Source organism: Ktedonobacter sp. SOSP1-85 (genome assembly GCF_016587415.1).
In the GTDB taxonomy this organism is placed as follows: Bacteria; Chloroflexota; Ktedonobacteria; order Ktedonobacterales; family Ktedonobacteraceae; genus Ktedonobacter.
Genome location: NZ_BNJI01000002.1, coordinates 624,967 through 646,434 on the forward strand (window position 1 = coordinate 624,967; position 21,468 = coordinate 646,434).

Annotated in this window: 17 protein-coding genes and 1 CRISPR repeat array; of the genes, 4 read left to right on the forward strand and 13 right to left on the reverse strand. The window is 56.0% G+C overall.

Annotated features, from left to right (window positions below; translation table 11 throughout):
• Positions 1 to 7 precede the first annotated feature (7 nt).
• On the reverse strand, positions 8 to 3,142 hold the full coding sequence (locus KTE_RS30985; protein ID WP_201388353.1) for a LuxR C-terminal-related transcriptional regulator: 3,135 nt from the start codon (positions 3,140 to 3,142) through the stop codon (positions 8 to 10).
• 433 nt (positions 3,143 to 3,575) lie between these two features.
• Between KTE_RS30985 and KTE_RS30990 the strand changes: the two genes are divergently transcribed.
• Entirely contained in the window at positions 3,576 to 3,956 is a 381-nt protein-coding gene (locus KTE_RS30990; RefSeq protein ID WP_201388355.1) for a VOC family protein, read from the forward strand.
• Between the two features lie 112 nt (positions 3,957 to 4,068).
• Positions 4,069 to 4,461, forward strand: a complete 393-nt coding sequence (locus KTE_RS30995; RefSeq protein ID WP_201388356.1) for a cupin domain-containing protein — start codon at positions 4,069 to 4,071, stop codon at positions 4,459 to 4,461.
• Between the two features lie 81 nt (positions 4,462 to 4,542).
• Here the strand turns inward: KTE_RS30995 and murA are convergent, their stop codons facing one another.
• From murA to KTE_RS31010, 3 genes are all read right to left on the reverse strand, one after another.
• Positions 4,543 to 6,060, reverse strand: a complete 1,518-nt coding sequence (murA, locus tag KTE_RS31000; protein WP_201388358.1) for a UDP-N-acetylglucosamine 1-carboxyvinyltransferase — start codon at positions 6,058 to 6,060, stop codon at positions 4,543 to 4,545.
• Between the two features lie 174 nt (positions 6,061 to 6,234).
• Entirely contained in the window at positions 6,235 to 7,029 is a 795-nt protein-coding gene (locus KTE_RS31005; RefSeq protein WP_201388360.1) for an NIPSNAP family protein, read from the reverse strand.
• Between the two features lie 272 nt (positions 7,030 to 7,301).
• The gene (locus KTE_RS31010; protein ID WP_201388362.1) at positions 7,302 to 7,814 is read right to left on the reverse strand and encodes a DUF1579 domain-containing protein; all 513 of its coding nucleotides are present in this window, start codon (positions 7,812 to 7,814) and stop codon (positions 7,302 to 7,304) included.
• A gap of 328 nt (positions 7,815 to 8,142) precedes the next feature.
• On the opposite strand from KTE_RS31010, the gene KTE_RS31015 reads away from it, so the two are divergent.
• Positions 8,143 to 9,120, forward strand: a complete 978-nt coding sequence (locus KTE_RS31015; RefSeq protein ID WP_201388364.1) for a YafY family protein — start codon at positions 8,143 to 8,145, stop codon at positions 9,118 to 9,120.
• Here KTE_RS31015 and KTE_RS31020 read toward each other — a convergent pair.
• From KTE_RS31020 to KTE_RS31050, 7 genes are all read right to left on the reverse strand, one after another.
• On the reverse strand, positions 9,105 to 9,905 hold the full coding sequence (locus tag KTE_RS31020; RefSeq protein WP_201388366.1) for an arylamine N-acetyltransferase: 801 nt from the start codon (positions 9,903 to 9,905) through the stop codon (positions 9,105 to 9,107). The two genes, KTE_RS31015 and KTE_RS31020, sit on opposite strands and share 16 nt — an antisense overlap.
• A gap of 178 nt (positions 9,906 to 10,083) precedes the next feature.
• Positions 10,084 to 10,668 (reverse strand): hypothetical protein, encoded by a 585-nt coding sequence (locus KTE_RS31025; protein ID WP_236600748.1) that lies wholly within the window; start codon positions 10,666 to 10,668, stop codon positions 10,084 to 10,086.
• Positions 10,669 to 10,853: 185 nt separating this feature from the next.
• Positions 10,854 to 11,294, reverse strand: coding sequence for a hypothetical protein (locus tag KTE_RS31030; RefSeq protein ID WP_201388369.1), 441 nt, complete (start codon positions 11,292 to 11,294; stop codon positions 10,854 to 10,856).
• Positions 11,295 to 11,413: 119 nt separating this feature from the next.
• Positions 11,414 to 12,583, reverse strand: a complete 1,170-nt coding sequence (locus tag KTE_RS31035; protein WP_201388371.1) for a hypothetical protein — start codon at positions 12,581 to 12,583, stop codon at positions 11,414 to 11,416.
• A gap of 122 nt (positions 12,584 to 12,705) precedes the next feature.
• Complete coding sequence (locus KTE_RS31040) at positions 12,706 to 14,766, reverse strand: hypothetical protein (RefSeq protein ID WP_201388373.1); 2,061 nt, start codon at positions 14,764 to 14,766, stop codon at positions 12,706 to 12,708.
• A gap of 100 nt (positions 14,767 to 14,866) precedes the next feature.
• Positions 14,867 to 15,706: a GNAT family N-acetyltransferase gene (locus KTE_RS31045; protein ID WP_201388375.1), complete on the reverse strand. Its 840-nt coding sequence runs from the start codon at positions 15,704 to 15,706 to the stop codon at positions 14,867 to 14,869.
• A gap of 28 nt (positions 15,707 to 15,734) precedes the next feature.
• Positions 15,735 to 16,640 carry a LysR family transcriptional regulator gene (locus KTE_RS31050; RefSeq protein ID WP_201388377.1) on the reverse strand — a complete coding sequence of 302 codons (906 nt, stop codon included), beginning with the start codon at positions 16,638 to 16,640 and terminating at the stop codon, positions 15,735 to 15,737.
• 155 nt (positions 16,641 to 16,795) lie between these two features.
• Here KTE_RS31050 and KTE_RS31055 point away from each other — a divergent pair, with 155 nt between their 5' ends.
• On the forward strand, positions 16,796 to 18,043 hold the full coding sequence (locus KTE_RS31055) for an MFS transporter (RefSeq protein WP_201388379.1): 1,248 nt from the start codon (positions 16,796 to 16,798) through the stop codon (positions 18,041 to 18,043).
• 303 nt (positions 18,044 to 18,346) lie between these two features.
• Here KTE_RS31055 and KTE_RS31065 read toward each other — a convergent pair whose 3' ends face one another.
• Complete coding sequence (locus KTE_RS31065; protein WP_201391036.1) at positions 18,347 to 18,838, reverse strand: VanZ family protein; 492 nt, start codon at positions 18,836 to 18,838, stop codon at positions 18,347 to 18,349.
• 306 nt (positions 18,839 to 19,144) lie between these two features.
• Positions 19,145 to 19,475: direct repeats of the CRISPR family, unit length 37 nt; unit sequence CTTGCAGGATCCTCCAGCGGATCGATCTCTCTGCTAC.
• Between the two features lie 474 nt (positions 19,476 to 19,949).
• Positions 19,950 to 21,341 carry a mercuric reductase gene (locus KTE_RS31075; protein WP_201388382.1) on the reverse strand — a complete coding sequence of 464 codons (1,392 nt, stop codon included), beginning with the start codon at positions 21,339 to 21,341 and terminating at the stop codon, positions 19,950 to 19,952.
• Positions 21,342 to 21,468: the final 127 nt, after the last annotated feature.

The following is a 21,468-nucleotide window of genomic DNA, read 5'->3' on the forward strand; positions in this document are numbered from 1 at the left end:
CACATATTTAAACCAGCTTCAATTGCCGAGCAGCCTCACTGGCCTCGACACGGTTGCTGACGTTGAGCTTGCGGTAGATACTCTGGAGATGAGTCTTGACGGTGTTGATGGAGACGACAAGCTCGTTGGCAATCTCCGGGTTGGAGCGGCCAGCCACGAGCAGGCGCAGCACACGCGCCTCCTGTGAGCTTAACGCCTCGCTTAGCTCCAGGCTGGTTGCGGCAGAGTTGCCCCGGGTCAGAATTTGCAGGAGTTCGCGCGCGAAACGGAGTGGGGTCTCGTCCTGAAGCTCTGGCAGCAAGGAGCGCAGGAGCGGGACCAGCTCTTCACCTTCGTCCAGGAAGAGGCGGAGGTAGTTTTCGGGGGCGGCCTGGAGTACTACCTCCTGCACGAGTCTCCTGGCTTCACGCACCTGGCGCAATCCTGCATGCGCCCGCGCCATAAGCAGCTTCATCTTTAATGCTCTGTCGATACGCCCCGCGCCCTGGGCTTGCAGCGAGAGAGCAACCAGGCGCGATAGAACTTCCTCATACTGGCCCTGCACAAGCTCGTAGCGAGTAATAAGTAGCTCTTCTTTCTCTGCAAAGAGGGGTGGGAAAGGCTCTTCATTCTGTTCCCGATCCTTCAGCCAGCGCTCAACCGCTACCAGGTCGCCAACTACGAGATGCAAATGGGCCTGGACCGCCTGGACCTGGCGATAGAGTTGGGTATGCAGAGGCGTAAGGCCAGGCTGTATCCCGGCCTGAAGCTCGCTCAATAGCTGCAACGCGCCCCCGTTGTCGCCACGTGCCTGCCGGATATCTACTAGCAGGAGCGAGGCATAGACAATTGTCTCTTCAACGTGAAGCTGCATTGCCAGGACCAGGGCCTCCCGCGCCTGTTGCTCCGCCTCGTCGAGCCTGTTCCAGGCATAGGAGAGGCGCGCTAGCTCCAGCAAGGCATCAGAGATATCGTCGCGATCCTCATCTTCACGCGCCTGTGCCAGGAGGGGCCGCAGGTGCGCCCCCGCCTGGTGCAGCGCGATCTGCTCGCGGCAGATGCGGCTATAGATAATAATGCCTGGTCGCGTAAAGGAACGCCTTGGCGGCGGCACAGCTTGCGTAGGACGAGGCTGAAAGAAGTCTCGCGCAACATTGAGTTGCCCCGAGAGGTACAGGTGTGTGCCAATGACGCTCAAGCTGATGGGGCGCCACATAGGGGAATCTTCAGGAAGATAGGTGAGCGCCTCTTGCGCCAGTTCTATAGCCTCGTTAATCGCACCATACTGCCTGGCAAGTATCGCGCGATAGCTCAGAACCTCTCCCAGGCGCGGCATGTTCCCTTCGCGCTGCCAACCCTCCTGGGCCATGTCCAGGCTCTTCATAAGGAGCCTGCCCTTCTCCTCCGTCAACGGTATCTCATCCAGCACAAAGGTGTAGAGCAGAGCATTGGCATAACTAAAACAGAGCATGGGATGCTCGCGCAGCATATCTTCAGGAAGCCGAGCCAACCAGCGACAAAGGGTGTGGAACTCGTTGATAATAAAATGTTCCCCCGGTCGCTGGGGATGGATACTCTCGACCAGTTGCTCAATAAGATCAGCGGAGCGCGTGATGTCATGTGCGCGGAGCGCGGCCTCGACCGCCTCGATAGGCATCTGGTGCTGCTCAAACCAGAGACTGGCTTTCCGCGCCAGGCCCCGTAGCGCCTCCTCGCCCAGGCGGGTGCGTGCCTCGGCCTGCATCGCCTCGGCGAAAAGAGGATAATAGCGGTACCAGCGCTCGTCCTCCTCTCCCTCAAGTTCTTCCAGAAAGAGGCCCGCACGCGCCAGGGCATCCAGCAGTTCGGCGCTCTCCTCGCGCTCAGTCAGCGCCGCGCAGAGCGAGCCACTCACGCGGCTCAGAATGCTCGTGCGCAGGAGTAGAGACTGGAGCGGCACTGGCTGTGAAGCCAAAATTTCTTGCACAAAATAGTCTTGAAAAGAGCGCTGCTCGCCCGTAAGATGCAAAATATATTGCTCGACCTCCTGCGGCGTCCGCTTGCCACGCACGGCCAGCGAAAGCAGACGCAGCCCGGCGACCCACCCCTCCAGGTGCTTTTCCAGGTGGTGCAGGGCCTCAACCGAGCAGGCATATGGCAGGGCCTGGCGCAGAAAATCCGCCATCTCCTCCCGCGAGAAACGCAGATCGTTTGTGTAGAGGTCAGAGAGTTCACCCCTGGCGCGCCAGCGTGTAAGCGGCAAAGGTGGCGCGCTCCGTGACAGCAGCAGGACATGCACCATAGGAGGGAGATGCTCAATAAAAGAGGCCAACGTCGTATGGACGCGCGCCTCCGTGATCACATGATAGTCATCGAGCACCAGCAAACTCTCTTCAGCCAATTGAACCAGCTCATTCAACAGCGTGGTCACGATAGTCTCAAAAGAGGGAGTCGCGAAGGGCGATGGAGGCACAGCCGAGAGCAGCGCCAGGACCTCTGTTCCCAGGCCCGGCGCAAGGCGCTGGCAGGCCATAATCATATAGCGCCAGAAGCGCACCGGGTCGTTATCACCACCTTCTAGCGAGAGCCAGGCTACGGGCGTCTGCGCGTGACGCGCATTCAGCCATTGTCGCACCAGGATCGATTTGCCAAAGCCCGCCGGGGCACATACCAGCGTTACCTTCTCTCCCCAACCCGCATCGAGAAGCGCAAATAGACGCGAGCGCTCAACGGGAAAGGTGGGGAGGCGCGGAGGCTGCAACCTGCTATCCAGCAGCGAGGAGACCGTGGATACCGAACCCGAGGACACCTGGCTGACAGGTACATTAATCTGAGGGCTATTCTCCACACCTGCCCTGGGCATTGCTACCTGGGGAGAAAACTCCGCGACCTGCTCCAGCATGGCGGGCGTTAACTCCGCGTGGCGACCAATATAGCGCTTGCTTGTGCGCCCATTAAGCGAGCGATAAGCGTACCAATAGCTATCACCCCGCTGCATCTTCTCCCTGCGCACCGTGCAGTGCGGCCCCAGGCGACTGGTAAAGGCGAACGAAGCGAGTTCAGCCAATCCCTTTGACCAGGACTCCTCACCCGCCAGCGGCACCTGCTGCCCCCCAGCATCGCGCAACACATACGCCCCTTCCTCCGGCGACCAGAGCACATGGTAAGACGCGCGCCTGGGCATACAGGTTCCCTCCTCATAGTATTTAGTAGACCAACGCTGCTAACCCCCATCCGGGGGCAAGCGCACGCGTCTACATATGATGATACGGAAATTTTCGTACCATTATTCGTACCATTATATATAGGCGCGTGCTTCAGCAGCGCCGCCCCCTCGCAGAAGGGATTATATCACACATTAGAATGCGTAACGCACGCAGCAGTAGGGCGGGTATCTGCCAGTGGATACCTAGCTAAGTCCCCAAAACGCTATTTGTAGGCATCAACTTCTTGGGCGCCTCTCTAGCTCATGCTCATTTATAACCTATAACCCGTGTATTATAGGACAATCCGCCTGCCTGCACTGGATAGAGCATTTGCCACATCGAGACAATTTTACCCACAGTGTCAGCCTCGCTGTTCAAAAAGTTGTAAAATGAAGAGAATAGGAGGTAGCTATGCAGGTTGATTCTTTAGATCATCTCGTCCTCACCGTACAGGATATTGAGGCAACGTGTCAATTCTACTCGAACGTCCTGGGAATGCGCGTGATCACTTTTGCCGAAGGACGAAAGGCGCTTCAATTCGGGAGTCAGAAAATCAACCTTCACCCAAAGGGGAAAGAAATCGATCCGAAGGCTCAATTTCCAACGCCTGGTTCTGCCGACCTTTGTTTCCTGACATCGATACCATTAGAGCAAGTGATCGCGCACCTTGAAGCATGGAATGTTCCTCTCCTTCTAGGGCCAGTAGAGCGAACTGGTGCCACAAAGTCCCTCATATCTCTCTATTTTCGTGATCCTGATGGCAACCTGCTTGAAATTTCAAATGCTCGTTGATCGGTTTCTTTGATCAGCGAATACAGTCATCAAGATATTAAATGTGTATCATAAATGAGCTTTTCATGGTATAAAAGAGAAGAGACAGGACAAGAGGAGGAACATTAATACTATGGCTCAACCCATTAACGTTCCAGGAAAACAAGCGCGAACAGAGGGCCAACTTCCCATCAGCGCCAACGGGCAATCCTTCGATGTCCACGAATGGAGCGGAAGCGGCCCGGACTATTTGCACGTCCATTACTCCGACGACGAGGCCTGGCATATCCTGGAGGGAACCCTGACGTTCCGCTTCGCTGACAAAACCGTTGAGGCCTCTGCCGGGACAACCGTGTTTGTGCCAGCGGGCGTGGCTCATACCTATTATGAGGCTGCGGGTCCGACCCGGTATCTCATCATCATGACACCACGGTTACGCGAGCTGGTTGCCGCATTACATCAGGCTCCTCACCAGGAGCATCGAGCCATTCTACGCCAGTTTGCATCCGATATGGTGGATTATTAGAATTATTAAATCCCGATAATATAATAGGCGCGACACATACACCCTTCAGGTGTATGTGTCGCGCCTATTATATTATCGGGATTATAGAAACACGCCGGTCTTTTCGCGCTCTTCGGAGATGGTAAGGCCGAGCTGGGTAAAGCGGCGGATGACGGCGCTACAGCCGCGCTCAATCATGCTGGCGTTCTCGATGATGGTCTCGCCCTCGGCGACGGCTCCGGCGAGGACCAGGGCCATACCTGCCCGCAGGTCGAGGGCCTCAACGGTCGCGCCTACGAAGGCGGTGGGGCCCTTGACGACCGCCGCCTCGCCGTCCAGGCCGATCTGCGCGCCCATGCGGTTGAGCTCCTGGGCGGCGGCGAAGCGCTTGTTGAAGACGGTCTCGCGAATGTAGGAGGTGCCCGAGGCGCAGCAAGCAAGGGCCATCATCTGTGGTTGCAGGTCGGTGGCAAAGCCGGGATAGGGCCAGGTGGTAATGTTGATCGGGCGCAGGGTGGAGGGGCGGCGCACGCGAATAACGGGACCTTCCTGCTGTAACTCGACGCCCATCTGCTCTAGCTTGGCGCGGGCCACGCCGAAGTGGCGCAGTTGCGCACCAATTAGCTCGATATCGCCCTGAGTGGCCGCCGCCAGCATGGCGAAGGTGCCAGCGTCGATGCGGTCCGGCATGATGGTGTATTCTACGCCGGAGAGCTCGGAGACGCCTTCGATCTGGAGCACGCCCGTGCCAATGCCGGAGATGCGCGCGCCCATCAGGTTGAGGAATTTGGCAACGTCGGCGATCTCGGGTTCGAGCGCGGCATTCTCGATGATGGTGGTTCCCTGCGCCATACAGGCCGCGACCATCAGGTTCTCGGTTCCAGTATGGCTGGGAGTATCCAGGTAGAGATAGTTGCCCTGCAAGGGTCCCTCGCGGCTCACGTCGATATTCTCGCCTTGCTCGCTTACAGTGGCCCCCAGGCGTGCGAAGCCGCGATAGTGGAAGTCCAGGCTGCGCTTGCCCAGGCTACAACCACCCACGGTCTCAATCGCAACATTCCCCACGCGCTGGAGCACGGGCGCCAGGAAGAGCACGGAGGCACGGAAACTACTCGTCAGGCGCTCGGCGAGAGTGCTCGCATTCAAGTTGGAGGCATCGACTACCAGTACCTGGTCCTCCTCGTGGAGGGTCATTTTGACGCCCAGGGAGCGCGCCAGCTCAATGGCAGCGTAGACATCGCGAATCAGGGGTACATTGCGCAGGATGGTCTGGCCCTTGGAGACCAGGAGCGAGGCGGCAATAATGGGGAGCGCGGCGTTCTTCGCGCCCTGCACCACGACAGAACCCTCTAGCCTCTGTCCACCCTCGATGCGATAGCGTAGCGCCTGGCTGTTCAGCATGTCCTGCTGGGCCTCTTTGATGAAGTGCTGGGGATTAACCTCAAGCCAGTCGCAGAGCCGCAGAAAGGTCTCTACATCCAGCATCTTGCCGTTCTCGATGCGCGAGAGGGTCGCCGGGCTGACATTGCCAATCTCCTGCGCGATATCGCGTAGCCCCCGATCACCACGCCTCTCCTTCAAAAGGATCGCCAGTTGCTGTGTATCTAACATGCTTCCCATGATTGCTTTCTCCTACTCTTTTCGTTTCTTACATGAGACAATTGTATAATATATGAAACAAAGCTGTCAAGAAAGCAGTGATTTGCTGTGGATGTGTGGCATGATCGAATGCTCATACCACACATCCACAGCAAATCACAAAATAGGAATAGCTCTTGTATACATCATACTCATCTATGCAAAGTGATGGTGCATGAGGGAGCGCCGGGCGGGTAATAGTTCCAGTACTTCTTGCGGCCTTGCCAGCCATCCTTGCAGGGTAGGAGTAAGGGTCGCGGTCCAGGTATCGCTTTCGGAGAGCGCGGAGAGATAGCTCTCATATGCCGCTTCGTCGGCAAATGAGGCGAACCAGGCAAAGATGTGCTCACCTTCGCGTACCGGCAGCGCTGGGAAGGTATTCTCGCTTGTTTCAGTAACGAAATACCCTGAAATAGCTGCTCCAGCCGCACGCAACACGGACACTACCTCTTTTTCGAAGAACTCGACGAATTTCGCTTCAACCGGGGTGGTGAATGTGTAGAGAGTCGCGATAATAATTCCTCCCGCCGCCCCTGAGGCATCCTGGCCTGGACGGTTACCCAGGTCAAGACGGAATTCTCCTGCACGGCTGACTGGTTTGAACAACAAAACGTTATCTGAGTCGATCATTGTATCGTTGGCGGCATCTCGATGCTCTCGCCAGATCGGACCATAATAGAAGTTCTGGAGAGCCTGGCGACGTGCCTCCATATCGGTAAAGCCGCGCAGCCAGACGAATTGATCTGGCCTGTTGCGCCGGCGAAACTGACCCAGAACGTGCGCGCCAGCCTGCTCCTGTCCCTCGATAAAATGCTTCTCAAACAAGGCAATCAGATCATCGCGCCGGCCAGGCTTGAGCGTATATTGCCGTAGCTCGATGATGCTGCTATATGCCTCTCCGGCCTGCTTCGGTGCCAGGTCTAAGCCCGCCTGGATATTTACATCTGACATTCCTCTTAATCCCTTCTGCTTATGCTCTTTGACGAATAACTATGGGAAGGCAACCCATCGCACGAAACTGCTCCAAAATCGGGTAGGGACCCGATTTATCGCGTCCAGAGGCGATTAATCGCCTGTAGGCGCAGCCCAAAACGTTTCCTCTTGAGAATGTTGCGTTTCAAAACAAAAACCGGCTTGCGCCGCACTGCCATGAATGGCATTCGGACGCGGTAAACCGGGTCCCTACCGAGGTAGTCGCCTCGCTTTTCATGCATATAGAGAGCCTACGCCTCCCTGGTGAAATTCATGATCCAGTTTGTTTCCCAGTGTTCGCCTCCATCGAAGGAGAAGGCCTGCTGCCAGCGCGCGGTGGCCGCCGTAAATTCGTCCCAGATGTAGCGTACGTGGAGTGGCTGGCCATCGGGGGTCTCGATGACCTGGAAGAAGGTGCCGATCCCATTCTCAAAGGTGCCATACAATGGCCTGTAGTCAAGAGGATTACGATTATCGATCCAGATAATTGACCATTGTTGGGTTGTAGGTTCAAAGGCCTTGATGCTCAATCCTAGAGCACGTTCGCCCGAGGGAAGTGTGGCTTCCCAATGCTCAACAACCGCCCGCCCATCAAGCTGCTTCTCGAAGCGATCACGGCCCTGGAATTCCTCCCATACCGCCTCTTCTCCAAGAGCTTGATTCGCAAGAAAGTAGTTTCCCGCCTTGCGCCTGTTCGCCACTTTCCACGTGCCAATAAGCGCATCGAAATCGTGTCCAAAATTCTGCGTATGCTCGTGTGTCATGCATCTACTCGCTTTCTGTTCGGGCCCGCTACTTGCGTACACGGCTACTTGGGCTATGCCCTGGCGTACCACGGCTTACTAGCGGACGCGGCCTGTATCTGTAGGGTCCATGCTTGCATGGACTTGCAGCCCATGCGAGACATCTCCCTTCCCCGTTACATTTCACATCGCGAGATTCTTAGTCCATGCAAGCATGGACCCTACATATTGACGTTTCACATTTTGATGTTTCACATAGCGAGGTCTTCCTCTACTTTTTTGCAGTATAGAGCTTAAAGGTGGTAATATTGACCCTAATTAAAGTTGATTTTAGATAGGAGAGAAGAAAGTGGTCTATCGTCCAACGGCGCGGGTCTTGACGGTCCTGGAATTACTACAAGCGCATGGGCGCATGACCGGGAACGAGTTGGCGCACAGGCTGGAGGTCAATATCCGCACGGTTCGAGATTATATTGAGACGCTAAGCGATCTGGGTATTCCTGTGGAGGCTGAGCGGGGTCGCTATGGAGCCTACCGGCTCAGGCCCGGCTACAAGCTCCCTCCACTTATTTTCACCGAGGATGAGGCCCTGGCCCTGACACTGAGCCTGATGATGGCTCGCGAGAACGGCCTTGCGCAGACCTCGCCCGCGTTTGAAGGGACGCTGGCAAAGATCGAGCGTGTCCTGCCTGTGTCGACACGTGAGCGCATCCAGGCGGTTGGAGAGACCGTGGTCATCGAGAACAGTTCGGCACATGCCGCGCCTTCAATCGTGGCTGTGATGATGCTGAGTACCGCTGTCCAGAGTGAGCGCAGCGTTCGTCTGAGCTATCACACCCCAGGCTCAGAGGTGACTGAGCGTCTATTTGATCCTTATGGCGTGGTCGCGCATGAAGGCTTCTGGTATACCATTGGCTACTGCCACCTACGCCAGGCTCAGCGCCTCTTCCGCCTGGACCGTATCGTTAAGATTGAGATGACGAGTGAGCCGTTTCGGCGCCCAGAGAACTTTGAGACGCTCCCCGCCGTTCAGCGCGCCCTGGCCTCCGTCCCTCGCGTATGGCAGGTTGAGGTCTGGCTGGAGGCAACATTGGAGGAGGCACAACGCCAAAGCCGGCTTTCAAAGGGGCATTTTACAGAGGTCAACCAGGGGGTTCTTGTGCGCAGCGAGGTGGGAGATCTGCCCTGGATGGCGCGCTTGCTTGCTGGCATGGGCCTTCCCTTCGTCATTCATCACCCGTCTGAATTACGCGAGATGGTGCGCCAGTACGCACTCACGCTCATGGGCTATGCCGAACGCACCAGGGGGGGTCAGGCAGAGATGTAAAAACGGAGGCGTGTCTCTGGCAGAAGCGTGATGCCGAAATGGCGGGTTAGCACGGCCCGGTACTCCTCCTCCGTCTGGATCTCGCAAAGGGAACGTTCAGCGCTTGAGGAGATGACGAGTTTGCGGTCGCAGAGCGTGATGCGCCCGGTCTCTGTCGCCCGCGTGAAGAGGAGATTCTGCGTGAAGTAAGACTCTGGCGAGGTCTCTTGATAGCGGCACCTCTCAGCAAAATGATGCATCTCGTGTGGCTTAAGCTGGAAACGGTAGAGCGACTCCCAGGCGCTGTTCCTGGCTCGCTGCACGATCCAGTACGCGCCCTCGCGGTGCAGGCGATAGCTATGATCGTGAAAGGCCTGGACAACTTCAGCCTCAAACTTTAAGGGATGCCTGAAAGAACTGCTAAAGCCGACATCCGCCAGCCAATCGCCATCCGCGAGATGCACCAGTAAAGCCAGGTGATCGAACTCGGGACCAAAGTGTACATGATCCCGCGCGACGCCAGCGGAGATCAGCGAAACGCGAAAGCCCAACCTGCGTAGTAGGGCGGCAAAGAGGCCATTCAGCTCATAACAGATGCCCCCGCGCCGCATGAGTACAATCTTCTTAAAGATCGCTGCCTCGTCCAGGCACAGGGATTGACCGCAGTGGATATCTAGATTCTCAAATGGGATCGCGATGAGATGCGCCTCGTGTAACGCCTTCAACGTCTCCAACGTCGGCTGCCATCCGTCAGAGGCCGCCAGTTCTCTGGGGGTGAAACGACGCAGGTAATCCGTAACATCCATAGGCACACTCCTCGCATACTCTTCTATACCTCCAGTATAACCCGACCATAGAAGCGCCTGGGTGAGGGTATGTGATGGTGGCGCGGCTGTGCCGCGCCACCATCACATACCCTCACCCAGGCGAGCCACGCAGTGGCGAGAATACGCTGGCATGGATATTACAGGTATATGGATATGCTTATAGGCCAGTGGGCATGTTGGGGATGGCGGGCTGCCAGGGGGAGTTATCGGCACCTATGCCTTTGGCATCGCCGGGAGCCTTATCGTTCACGTTGGTGAAGAGATAGTATCCCTGGTAGAGTACAACACGGTTTCCATTAGCGTCGGTACCTACACTCAGCTTGCCTGGAAGCTTGGTAGTGCTAGTTGGCGTCCCCGTACCCTTGAAGAGGAGCGGCTTCCAGGTTTGCGCGCATGTACCATCACAGCTAAAACCACCTGCCCCTTGCATCAGGTGCGCATAGACGGTCATACCCTGCGTGGTGGTCAGCACAGTAAAGGTAGAGCCGACGGCCTGAGTGCTGGGGATATCTCTCACCGCGATAACGACATTAGGTGAAGAAGTACTAGATGTACTAGTAGGGGTCGCGGCAGGCGTGCTATCACTGGTCGCTGTCGTGGTAGTCGGAGTGGCGCTAGTTGCGGTCGCAGTCGGAGTGCTAGCACTGGTGGCGGTCACAGTCGGAGTGTTTCCGGCTGATGCTGACGCGGATGTAGAGCCACACGCCGTCAGCATTGCCGCCAGCAGAAGCAGTAAGAACATACTGAGGATAGACTTCTTTAGACGCATAATAGAGTTTTCTCCAGATTCATAAGTATTACTGTGTTATTCTAAATTACAATATACTCGGTATATCAAGGTGGCTCATTATTATGCTTGATTGCCTGCCACACCAGCATAATAGTGAACGCTTGTCAGGAAGTCTGTGAGCTATCTCACATTTTTGTTTATGCCTCGACCAGGGTTATCGAGACTTCGTAGGAAGCGCCGGGCGAGCCGCCTGTAGCTGGGGCGATGACCTGGTTGTGGAGATTGAGGATACGCTCCTGATAGGCGTCGAAGTGGACCGCGATGCTGCTGGAGCCGATTGGCTCGCTAAAATTGATGGTTGTGCCGATGCTGGCGAGAAAGCTGGCGCGCAGGGCGTCGCGATACTGTTGCCCCGTCAAGGATACATTCGCGCCATCGTAGCGCTTGAGCTCGTTGAGGCAGAGGATAGTCAGCTCCCATAGGCGCTTGCCTAGCCCAATATCAACATAGGCATTGGCGCCATCGGCGCGCACAGTAATCTTGCGATTACGCGGCTGGCGCATAATATAGCTCCCCGGCTTAACGAAGTAACCGGTATTATCAAGAATAATCTCGCAATCCAGGCCGATTTGTGGCATATGTCCTCCTATAGTGCAATTGCACGACGCTACTAAAGTACGCGTCTACATATAGAACGAGCATATGTAGACGCGTACTTTAGTAGCGTCGTGCACATACGGTTTATTGTCACACATAACTATATCCTCCACCAGTAGCGCTGGACCTGGCCCCATTGGGCGATGGCGGAGGAGGCGTAGTCACGCTGGCGCTTGATCACCTCCAGGCGTTGCTGGAATTGTGTCATCTTGTTCTGGGAGGCCCGCAGCCAGGCGCCGGGAATAGCTGTATCATCCAGGTGATCGCGGACGCTGCCATCCTGGAACGCGAAGTTATCGTTGGTCGGTGTCTGGTAGGCCTCCAGGGCATAGGCACAGGCGCCTAGCACGATGATGTCGCGGTGAATCTCGGGAATAGTGCTCCCCTGGCTATCCAATTGGTGGCGGGTGGCATAGAAGACGCGCATGGTCAGGGTGTTATCCTTTGGTAGCTCGCTATTATCGAGCTTGAGAGTAAAGGTAGGCGTGCTGGTACCTGTAGCGCCCTGGCCACTGCCGACCGCGCCCATGCTTCCCAGGTTGCCACCCGCCGCCAGGGCCGTCGAGCTATCATAGAGATTGCTATACTCGGCGAAGGCGCGCTCCATGGGCGGCCAGAGCATGATACCCGAGGTATTGACGAGAGGTGGTTGGGGCATGTTCGCCAGGCTGGCATCGCTGGCAGTGTCGAGGTAGCTTGTGGTGGTGTTATCGGCGAGCGTGGCGAGCAGGTAGAGTGTAGAACCGCCCACGAGCGTGCGGTAGATGTTGCGCCCGATGACGGTATTGGTGCCCACGGCGGGGAGGACCTGGGCGAGTGGTCCCAGGGGAATACTGGCCAGGTTGACAGCCTGGTAGCTGCTCGTAGTCGTAATCTGAACCAGGGGACCGGGCGTCGTCTCGCCCCCCTGAGTGAGCAGGCTAACTGCATACTTGTAGACACCCAGGCCCAGGTTGGTACCTGAAGTGAGGGAGAGGCCTGGTCCAGCCGTAGGAGATGCGAAGGCGCTACCATAGACCTGCAAGGGATAGAGGATACGCTCCAGCCAGAGCACGGGATAGGCAGGATTCCAGGAGGCCGGATAGGGATAGGTACGTTGAAAGGGCTGCGTCTGCATATCGACCATGGCGATATTGGGATAATACTGAGTATAGCGCTCCACAGCCTTATCAATGGCTCGGTCCAGGTCCGCATTGCTCCAGCGCTGACTCGCACCCGCCGGATCAAAGAGGTCCAGGCGGCAAGCATTCTCAACATCGCTTAATAGCATAGGGCTACCTCCTTATGGCGCTATTCATCATTTTACGTAGGCTAAGCAACACTGCCTGCATGTTTTCGGTAGGGACCCGGTTTACCGGGTCCCTACCGAAAACATGCAGGCAGTGTGAGCATTTACGCGCCTTCCAGGTTGATGACATGCTCAAACTTCGCGGTCTGGGCGATGAACTCGGCCTGCATGGCGTTGATGCGAAACTTGCCGCTCTGGCCGGTACCTTTGGGCGCGGCGTAGTCTGTCAGCGTCAGGGGATCGTGTAACTGTAGCGCTGGGTTGAGCGGCACATTGATGTGGTGCGATGCGGTGGCGCGTTGCTCCTGGTAGAGCAGGGATGACGCGCGTAGGGCACACTGCGCAGGCGTGGTCAGCTTCAAATCAACGACATGCTTGATACGCTCGAACCCGATCAGCTTCTCGGCCGTCATATCGTAGGCCTCGCCTGTACTCACCTTGGCCGTCGTGGTATTTGTGGTCGCGGCTCCGGTTACTATGACGTGGTTCGCTGGCTCGTCGTCGGTGCCCAAACTCAACACCTCAACCTCTGGCTGGTATGTCCACACTGAGGCATCGCCCACATTGAACTCGCGGAATTGGACCTTCTCGTCCTGGTCTATGAAGTAGCGCAGGTTATAGGTCTGACACACCTCGTTCAGCGTGGCACGTAGCGTGCGGTTGGCCTGCAAGATGAAGATGGGAACCGTCTGAGTAAAAGTCGAGCTACCCGGCACCACAACCGTAAACAGCCCGGCCCTCGCACAGATCTCCGTAATGAGATAGGCCACCGTCTGAGCTGCATACTGGATCTGAAAATGATTGATCGTATCGAGCAAGTAGGAGGTATCGACTCCCACAATCTTGATGCGGTGTGTGCTCGGCCCACGCTCGAACGTCACCTTCTTCATCCTGAAAGTCGCGGTCTTCACCGTCTCGGGCGTCGTGTGAGCCACGCCGGTCTTATACCCCTCGCTCAATACCAGGCTAGAGCCGATATTGATGGGGGCAAACGTCGTCAAGCTGCCGACTTTGGTGTTGAACACGCCGCCTGTATTGTCCAGTTCTAGCTCAATCGTGGCAGGCTTGCTCTCATGCTCGGTGCGCTTGTAGGAGAGGATCGCCGCCGAGATGTCGAGGTAGCGCGCTGTGTTGGCCTGGCTATAATCGCTACGCGTATAGGTTCGATTCTGTGCCACCATATAGACGGTGGTATCCGTAGGGCGATACAGAGGCACGATGCCCAGATTGGCCGCCAGGTTGGCATCCTGGAAGATGTAGCCATTGCTCCAATGCACAAAGTCTATGCTCTGGCGCACACGGGGATAGAAGAAGCTGGCGCCCGTGATCGTGCCTGGATCATAGTCAACATAGGTCACGGTATACGTCCCATTTGGCTCCCTGAGCAGAAAGGGCGATTGATGGATGAGGCCGTTAGCGCTCGCGGCAACGAGGTAGTTTTGTCCGCTCCAGGTTGTACCTGTGCTATTCACATTGAAGCTGTAGATCTCGGCGCCCGTCGAATAGACCAGGCGATAGAGCGATGCTGAGGAATCCCAATATACAGCCACTCCGGCCAGGCCTGAGACGATGCCACCAGGCCAAACCGCAAGAGCTGACCAGGACGTACCGTTAAATGTCGTCATGCCCATTGACTTGCCGCCAACGACATCGTACTGCAAAAAGATGTCGTTATTGCCCCCACTGCCCAGGCCCCTCATCAGCGCGCCAGTTGACGCAGGTGTATAGACCACACTGGGGCTGGCGCTCCACGTCACGCCGTTATCTGTCGAACTCCATGTCCATAGTGCATTCGGGCTAGCGCTTTGCTGGGCAAAGGCGCGCAGCGTGCCACCATTGTTGGAGACGCAGCAGGCACCATTAAGCGCGATGGTCGCGCTTGCCCCGCCAAAGGTTGTCCAGGTTGTCCACTGGCTTGATGTCGCTGGATTGGTGATGCGCTGATACTGGAAGGTCGCCGGAGAGCTGCCCGCTACCACCCACACACGAATAATCGAGCCATCACTGGCAATGCAGGCGCTAAAAAAGCTTTGCGACTGCGCCGTGTTGGCGGCTACGAGCTGGTTGTAGCGCGCGATATGATCCTCGCATGTCGCTGAGATAACAGGGACGCGCGTGGTATCGCCTACTGCTGTGGTAAGTGTGGTGGTGAGCGTGCGTACCATCCTCTTCCATCCTCCTCTTCAACCCCATACAGATTCTACCTATGTTCAAACTATTCTTTTTGTACCACTCAAAAACGGAAATTACAGGTATTTGCTTCCACTATGCCTCCTGGCGGTACTGGCAATAGTACACAGGGTAATCGAGGGCCTTCTCGAAACCCAGTTTTCTGGCAGTGGCGACCGAGGCCGTGTTTCCGGCCCAACAATGCCAGCCAATCTCGGTCGCGCCCTCTACAAAAGCTTGCTCAATGACGGCCTGGGCCAGGGCGGTCGCGATCCCCTGGCGCTGATAGTCCTCCTGCGTCTCAATGCCCAGTTCGCAGCGCTCCTGGTCACGATACTCGGCCAGGCACCAGCCAGCGAGCGTATGTTCATGCTGTGCGCAGAGGCCAAAGTTATATGTAAGAAAGTGTTCAAGTGAGGGGCTTTCTGAACAGATCTCTTCAAGGACATGCGCTCTATTTGTTGGCTCCAGTTCTTGCAGAAGCTTCTCATGGAGGCGGCGCAGCACAAAGCCCTCGGGAAGGGGAGAACTTATAGTAGTATGTGGCAACTTCAAGCGGTGGAACTCTCGCTCGCCCATAAAGGTCTCCTGCCCCTGGAAAACAGTATCGAGAAGAGCCTGCCAGTTCTCGTCTCCAGTAGGATAGTACAACAAAGCCCCATAGCCATCTGCACCTGGGGATAATTCGTGATATTTTTGCGCTAAAATAGCTTGTATGGTCTGTTGCAGGTCTGGATGCCCTGCTCGGCCCGCGAGATAGATACGATGCGGATTAGTAGGCAGAAGTAGCGCGGTTTGGGGCGCCTCGGGGTCATCAACATACACCTGTCCCGGCGTCTTCCCTGCCAGGACAGTCACAATGGCGAGGTGATACGCCATATCGGCAAAGAGTGGCTTCACACGCTCAAAAGCAGGTGGAGTAAGAATTACAAACATGCTCATCTCCTATGGTGTTTCGCCAAGGTCATTCAGGGTATATAAACATGCGTCCCTCTTCGCGCAAAACGTCAATGAAATTCCGGGCCGCGTTTGAGAGGTGCAGCCTCTCGCGACTCAGACACACCAGGGCACTCTCGCGCGCGAAGGCGGGAAGGTCCTGCACGGGAAGCACTACGAGGCGCCCGGCAGCCAGGTCATCCGTGACGAGGGGGCGCGCCAGGAGCGCTACGCCAATGCCACGCACAACCAGGTCATGGGCAGTATGAATAGGCAGCGAGGTCAAAGCCTGCTCCGCGCCTATCAGATGTGTATGCCAGCTTCGCGTCTCCGTCTCCCAATCGACCTGCCAGTAAGGGTTCCCCTCACGTACTACGTCCAGCGACGTGAGGCTCTCTCGTTGCGCCAGCGGATGGGCGGGATGGGCAACGACAACTAAAGGCTCGCGAAAGTGCAGGAGAGGCGTCAGGCTGATCGGACTAAAGAGGGGCCAGTTCAACAAGCCAAGCTTGACCAGGTCATCATATAGCATCTCCAGAATTTGATCGCTGTGGTTCGTGTGAATATTGAGGTCGACCTGCGGATAGCTGGCGTTAAAGCGGGCTATGGCGGAGGAGACAAAACCCGTGGTCATGGCGGGCAAGGTCGCCAGCGAGACTCTTCCCCTGGCACCTTGCTTTGTCTGGCGCACAATCTCGGTTCCTGTCGCCAGAGCACTCAGGGCCTGCCTTGCATAGGGGAGAAAGCTTGTTCCCAGTTCCGTCAGTTCCAGGCGGGTACCACCACGCACAAAGAGTACGCCTCCCACAGCCTCCTCCAATGCCCGAATACGCAGGCTAATCGTCGGCTGCGAGATATCGAGCGCCCGCGCGGCCTTGCTAAAGCTTCCGTGGCGTGTCACCATGTCAAACGCCTGCAACTGATTAATCTCCATTGCCCTCTTCCCATAAAAAAATTCAATAATGATTATATCAGCTATTATATTGCCTCATAGGCCACTATCGATTACTCTTATGCATATACGATGCATCCAGCGATGCAACCCTGGCCAGGGACAACAGCAACAGCAATGGAAAGAGAACGGACACGATGGATTTTTTAAAGGTTTTACGTACGCCGCACCTGGCTATTCTCTGGGGTGGGCAGATGCTTTCGGCGATTGGCGACCAGTGCTTTAGCGTGGCGCTTATCTGGATTACGACCCGCCTCCTGGGCAGCACAGCCGGAGTCGTGAGCGCGCTGGGATCGTTGACGGTCCTCCTGTTTAGTCTGCCCAGTGGGACCCTGGCGGACCGCTGGCCACGCCGCGAGACTATGGTCTATACCGACCTGCTCCGAGCGCTGTTGGCAGGCACGCTGGCGCTCCTGGCGGTCAGCGGCACGCCCCAAATCTGGCAGCTCATCCTGCTGAGTATCGGCCTTGAGGCGCTGGGCACACTCTTTGATCCCGCGCTTATCGCCAGCCTGCCCCTCCTGACGAGTGATGGCAAACAGCTTTACGCCACCAATACCCTGATGGATGGCACGCAGAGGATGGCGCGCGTCCTGGGTCCGGGTCTCACTGGCCTGCTACTTCTGCTCATCCCGCTGGCCCATTTCTTTACCCTGGACGCCATCAGTTTTACCCTCTCAGCCTTCAGTATCCTCCTGCTTGCCAGGCACTTCCCTACCAGGAAAACGAAAACGAACGAGCAGAAGCCAGAAGCCAGGGGACATATCTTTAGCAATATGCGTAGCGGGCTAGTCCAGTTACGCGCCCATCGCCCGCTGGCCTGGGCGCTTGGTAGCCTTGGCCTGAGCAATATTTCCTGGGCGGCTATCTTTCTCATAGGGGTGCCTCTGCTGGTTGCCCGCATGCCGAGCGCCAACGCTGGCACCTATGGCCTGGTCGTGGGAGCATACGGCGTCGGCAATGTGCTGAGCCTCTTCCTCACAAACCACCTCTCGCGCACACGCGACCTGCGCTGGATGTACATTGGGCAGATCATTCTAGGACTGGGCTTCCTGCTTATCGGCGTGGCGACGACTCCCATCCTGGCCATGCTAGGCGCCGCCATCGCGGCCTTCGGCAGCCCAATGGGTGACCTGATTCTGGTGAGCATCATCCAGACAGACTTTCCCTCCACAGACGTAGGAAAGATGTACAGCCTGCGCCGGCTCATCGCCGGAACTGGCCTGATGCTTGGTTCCGCGCTTGCCACGCCCCTCTTCGCCAGCCACCAGTATCTAGCCAGCGGAATCGCGCTCTGCTCCTGCTCCATCCTGCTCATCGCCATCATCAGCCTGGCCTACGAATGGCTCACCAAAACACCAAACAATCACCCCTCACTTCCATAGGCACCCGCTTTAGCGCGTGCAAGGCGATTTATCGCATTAATACGGAATATCGGGCTTCTTCCCATCATATATGGTAGAAGAATCAGGAGGAAGCCCGTCTTCCATAGATGCCACGCCCCCATGCAGGAGGGGACCGAGATCATCACCCGGCTGGCACGCCGCCCATGCAGGAGGGGACTGCGTTTCCCTGGGGGCATCGATGCGACTCCTCTGACAGATTGATCTCTCGGCTACCAACGTTGGGCAAGTCTTTAGCCAAGCAGAAATCGCGAGCATTTATGTTCGCGATTTCTGCTTTCCAGCCTAGTGCGCCGATTGATACCTTACCTTGAAGAATAGGAAACGAAGTAAGATAAACAATATGAGTAAAATTGTACCAGCCACAACAATAAATCGGTCTCGTTTTTCATTATCAACATACTTATTGCTTAAATCATAGAGTATCAGCCCAAGAAACCCACCAGCAGTATTCGTGATCACGTCTGTTATATCTGTTGCTCCGATCGCGAATACAAATTGAATTATCTCGGCGGCAAGGCTAAAGATGCATATAAAAGCGAGCCTTCGCCAAATGTTAGCCCGTTTGAGATTGACACTTAAAAGCAAACCAAAAGGAATAAAAACGACAAAATTATCGATCATCTCTCCCAGCGAAGAATCTGCAAATGGAATCAAGTTAAGACTTCTAGTTTGATAATCTAATACCGAGGATAAATTAAATGAAAATTTGAACAAAACTAACCATAGCAGGATTAGTAGGTATAAGGCTAATAATGTTTTAGATAATGACTTCACTTGTGGTACCTCTGAATCTTTTAATATTTTAGTAATTATAGCGTAGTTTCGTCGGACCAAATAGGCTGAAAAGAACAAAAGGTCGCCAGAAATAAGAGCTACTTTCTCCTTTTCATCTTTCAAAGTTCCGACATATGTTTCATCGTGCTATCTATGTACTTGCTTTGTGAAAGTACACAGCGGCTGGCGTCTGGTAGTCCAGAGCCTGATGCGGGCGCTGATGGGTATAAAATGCAAAATGGCGTGCGAGGCCTTGGCGTGGCTCGGCTACTCCTTGACGGACCAGAGTGTCTGCGGACTCTGTTCCTTGCAGGATCCTCCAGCGGATCGATCTCTCTGCTACGCAAGGGACCTCTTAACATCCCCCATATCATATACTGCTTGCAGGATCCTCCAGCGGATCGATCTCTCTGCTACTAATCGGTTGCATGAAGATGCTGAATATCATCTCCCCTTGCAGGATCCTCCAGCGGATCGATCTCTCTGCTACTATAGGTCTTCTGTAGACGTTTTATCTCTGCTTCCTCTTGCAGGATCCTCCAGCGGATCGATCTCTCTGCTACGCCAAAGAGGTCAGGAATGTCGTGCGTGCCCAGTCGACTTGCAGGATCCTCCAGCGGATCGATCTCTCTGCTACCGAACGTGTGAAAATGGGGGTGGGTAGTGTGTTTAGACGTTTTGGGCGTTTGGGGCCGTTTCCTGGCGATCTCAGGGCTTTGATTTTGTTCGATGTACCGCACCTAATATACCATATCTAGTGTGATTTCGAAAAGCGTTTTTTGTGCCAAAAGTGAGGGTGTTTTCGGACGCCTTCTGCATTTTTCGCCTTTCAATCTCGCCGTGCCGGGGAGTTTTGGGGCTATCAGGGTCTATCTGGCCCGCTTTTATTTGGGTACGGAGAAGATTTTCGAAGGAGGCCCAAGAATGGGCATAATTTCAAGGGGGTGAGGAAACTTGAAGGCCTGTAGGAAAAGGGAGATGCTCTAGGGCATCTCCCTTTAAAAATGTAGCCGCCCAGCAGGAGGGGCCTGAGTAGGTGCACCCTTTAGAAGCACTCTCAGGCCCCTCCTGCATGGACGGTGGCCTTGCCTGATCTTACTAGTAGCTGGTTCTATTGATCAAGTATGGAAAAGAGGTTGTTGAGAGCCTCAGAGAGGTTGGGGTGGGAGAAGACGCCGTCGCGCAGGGCCGTATAGGGCAGTTTGCCCATCATGGCGATTTGCAGCATGGCCATGACCTCGCCGCCCTCAAGGCCCAACACGGCCGCGCCCAGGATTTGCTTCGTCTGGGGGTCGACGATGGCCTTCATAAAGCCACGCGATTCGTCAGTCTCCAATGCGCGGGCGACGTAGCTCATGGGCATCTTCGCCACGCGAATATCAAGCCCCTGCTTGCGTGCCTCCTCCTCGCTCAGACCGACACGCCCCAGTTGTGGGTCAATAAAGACGGTGTAGGGCAGCAGGCGATCCTTGATGCTGGCGTTACCATTCTCGATCAGGTTGGTGCGCAGGATGCGGAAGTCGTCATAGGAGATGTGGGTAAAGGCCGGACCGCCATTGACATCGCCAATGGCGTAGATGCCCGAGACATTGGTCTCCAGTTTGTCATTGACCTGGATCAGGCCATGCTTGTTAGCCTTGACGTCCGTGGCCGCGAGATTGAGCTTATCTGTGTTGGGAACGCGGCCAGGGGCCAGCAGGAGGTGCGAGCCTACCAGGGTGCGCTCGCCCTCGGGCGTCTCGACTGTGAGATGAATCTTGCCGCTGGCGTCCTTCGCGACACGCTTGAGCTTCGTCTGTAAGAGGACCTCGACGCCGTCCTCGCGCAAGATCTTTGCCACCTCATCGGCGACATCCTTATCTTCTCGCGAGAGAAGCCGCGCGCCGCGCTGTATCAGCGTGACCTGGCTGCCAAAGCGGCGGAACATCTGCCCAAACTCCAGGCCAATATAGCCACCACCAATGACCAGCAAATGCTCAGGCACAGTATCCAGCTCCATGATGCTGGTCGAGTTGAGCGTGGGAATGGTCTCTATGCCCTCCAGGGGCGGAGTCGCTGGCCGCAGGCCGGTATTGATGATAATGGTCTCGGCCTCGATCTCGCGCACACCGCCATCGTTGAGGCTGACGCGCAGGCGCTTCGGCCCGGTGAACTCGCCCTCGCCCATGAGCAGATCCACGCCGGAGGAGACTAGGCGCTTCTCGCTGCCTGAGCGAAAGCTATCTACGATATCGCGCTTGCGCTTCCGCACGACCTCCATATCGATGCTTATGGGACCCGTTGAGACGCCATAGTCGGCGCCTCGACGTGCCAGGTAGGCCACACGGGCGCTGGCAACCATCGTCTTCGTCGGCGTACAGCCTTCATTGACGCATGTTCCGCCCACATGCTCGCGCTCGACCATAGCGACCTTCTTCCCGCTCTGCTCCAGGGCCGAGGCCAGCGGACCGCCTCCCTGGCCCGCGCCAATCACAATCGCGTCATAGGTTTGTATCTCAGCCATCGCTTTCGCTCCTCATTTTCAACAAGAAATAGTTGCTTCTATCTCTATCTTACAAAGCCTCCCGATGCAGTACATCTGGCATATTGTAGAGTCCATGCTTGCATGGACTCTTGCTCACCAGCCAAGT